The following is a 2,687-nucleotide window of genomic DNA, read 5'->3' as shown; positions in this document are numbered from 1 at the left end:
CAGCATCCCCTCGACCCGTTCGATCTCGCCCATCTCGAGCAGCGGCACCGCCATGTTCTGCGTCATCAGAGCACCCGTGGTGCGTTCGACGCCGAAGGCACGAGCGGGCGCCAGCCCTTCTTCGGCGACCCGGATCGCATCGCGGTACCGCCCCAGCAGTCCGAGCAGGTCGGAGTAGTTGACCCGATACCGCATCTCGGCGTTCGTGCCCCTCGCCATCCTCAGCGCGAGCGCATAGTCGCGGTGCCCGGCGTCGAGATCACCGAGGTGCGCACGTGCGCCGCCGCGGACGTTGGCGGCGATCGACGCCTCGTCGTCAGAGCCTGCACGCTCGGCGCGCTCCCCCGCCTCGCTCGCCAGGGCGATCGCCTCGTCGAGCCGCCCGGCGATCATGTACCGGCTGGCGAGCTGGTTGAGCACCGACGCGCGCAGGCGGTCGTCGTCGACCCTCGCGTCGAGGATCCCGAGCGCCTCCTGCAGCAGGGGGATGGACCCTGCACGGCCGAGGTTCATCGTGTAGTACGCCTTGTCGCGCAGCAGCCGGGCATGCAGGCGAGGATCGACGGCCGCGGGGTCGACCTCGTCGAGGGCGAGGGTGACCACGGCGAGCGCTCGCTCTCCGTCGCCGGCATTGCGCAGCACCGAACCGAGAGTGCGCAGCATCTCGAGGCGCTCGATCTCGACGACGCTCTCGGCGTCGGGCACCTGGATCCACAGGTCGAGGGCGAGCTCGCCGAATCGCGCCGCGCTGGCGAACGCGAACCGCGACTTCGCGTCGAACATCGCGTCGACGGCTGCGGCGAGCGCTCGGCGGTCGTCTTGCGCGAGCTGCCAGTGATAGGCGAGCGCTGCGGGGTCGCGCCTGTCGGCCCCTTCGGTCGGCTCTTCCAGGGCCTCGGCGTAGGCACGGTGCAGCCGCGCGCGCTCTCCGGGGAGCAGGTCGTCGTGCACGGCCTCGCGCAGCAGCGCATGCCGGAATCGGTAGTCGTCGTCGACCACGACGAGGATGCCACTGAGCGTGGCCTCGCGGATCGCGTCGTCGAGACGGCTCTCGGGGAGTCCTGCGAGCGTCGTGACGAGCGGATGCGTGAGCGGGCGCTCGGCCCCGGACACCACCCGGACGACCTTGCGCGCGTCGTCTCCGAGCCTGTCGAACCGCCCCAGGAGCAGATCGCGCAGGCTGCCCGGGAGAGGACCCGCCGAGCAGTCGGCGATCTCCTCGACGAAGAAGGGCACGCCTTCGGCCCGGTCGTGGATGCGCTCGAGAGCCGCGTCCGTGAGCGGCTGCCCGGTGAGGGACTCGACGAGCTCTCGCACCGCCGAGCTGTCGAGCCGCCCGATCAGGACGCGTTCGAGAACGCGCGCGCGGGTCGATTCGCCGATGAAGCGGCTCACGGCATCTCCGCGCCGGACGTCGTCGGTGCGGCACGTGAGCAGCAGGAGGATGCGTCCGTGGGCGAGGGTGCGCAGCAGGTAGGACAGGAGCGCGAGAGTCGATTCGTCTGCCCAGTGCAGGTCTTCGACGACGAGCACCTGCGGCGCGTGCTCGGCGGCCGCCTCGATGAGGGAGGCGATCGCGTCGCGCAGCCGATCGGGGCTGGTCTGCGAGCGCTCGGTGGGGTTGAGTTCGGGCAGAAGCATGCCCAGTGCCTCGACCCCCACCCCGATCTCGTCGCGCACCCGGTCGGCCCCCATGCGGGCGACGATCGAGCGCAGGATGCCGGTGAGAGGACCGAAGGGCGTGCGCGATGCCCCGAGGTCGAGGCACCACCCCACATGCACGTCGGCGCGGTTCGCGATCTCGACCCCGAACTCGCGCAGCAGTCGCGACTTGCCGATGCCGGCCTCACCCTCGACGAGAACGGCCGCCGGGACTCCCGCGACAGCCCGGCCGAAGAGCTCGCGCACGATCCCGAGCTCGGCCTCGCGGCCGACCATCGCGGCGCTGGGAGCGGAGGGGGCCATGGACTCATCGTGCCACTGCCCTCCGACATCCGGAGAGCTCTTCGCGGGCGTGGACGGCAGCGCCCGGGTCACCGCGCGGACACCGGCTCGCATCCCGTCGAAGGCGCTCGAGATCCCGAGGCAGCGCGAGACCCGGTGATGGCGCGCAGCACCCGCTGTCCGAGGCGTCTGACCGGTCCGGCCGCGCGGGGGACGATCTGGTCGGCGTGCTCGGCCAGGAGACGACGGCGATCGGCCGCGCGCTCCAGCCGCTCGTTCTCGTACTCGGTGACCTTGTCGATGAAGTAGGGGTGCTCGTACATGACATCTCCTCTGTCGGGATGTCCCTACACTCCGCTCTGAGGTGGCCCGCCGACATCGGGAGGATGCCCTATCTTCCGCGTCGATCCCGTCCGGGGGGCATGACGAGGCCCGGGCGGCGATGGGGGCATCACCGACCCGGGCCCCGAGTCTCTCTGGTCGATCAGGCGTCGACGTCACCGCGCCACGAGCCGGTTTCGGCGCCGCGCTTCTCCATGAACTCCTTGAAGTTCTTCAGGTCCTTCTTCACCGCGTGGGATCCGGCGCCCACGAGCGAGCCGACCTTCTCGAGAAGCCCCTCGGGCTCCCAGTCGATCTGCACGGTCACGCGGGTCGTGAGGTCTTCGAGCTTGTGGAACGTCACCACTCCGGCGTGCTCGGTGTCGCCGGCGATGCTCTTCCAAGCCACCCGCTCATCCGGG

At 70.7% G+C, this 2,687-nt stretch carries 2 protein-coding genes and 1 pseudogene; all 3 read right to left on the bottom strand.

Going from position 1 to position 2,687, the window contains the following annotated elements; genetic code table 11:
* Window positions 1-1,965, bottom strand: a 1,965-nt coding sequence (locus J7E68_RS17560; RefSeq protein ID WP_215174765.1) for an AAA family ATPase, incomplete at its 3' end; no start/stop codon positions are given.
* 68 nt (window positions 1,966-2,033) lie between these two features.
* A complete protein-coding gene (locus tag J7E68_RS17555) occupies window positions 2,034-2,267 on the bottom strand; it encodes a hypothetical protein (RefSeq protein WP_215174763.1) in 234 nt (77 codons plus the stop codon).
* 161 nt (window positions 2,268-2,428) lie between these two features.
* Window positions 2,429-2,687, bottom strand: a pseudogene (locus tag J7E68_RS17550) (cyclase); the annotation flags it as partial.

The organism is Microbacterium sp. ISL-103 (assembly GCF_018613995.1).
Classification (GTDB): domain Bacteria; phylum Actinomycetota; class Actinomycetes; order Actinomycetales; family Microbacteriaceae; genus Microbacterium.
Note: the sequence above shows the minus strand (reverse complement) of the source record. Positions and strands in the feature narration are given on the sequence as shown.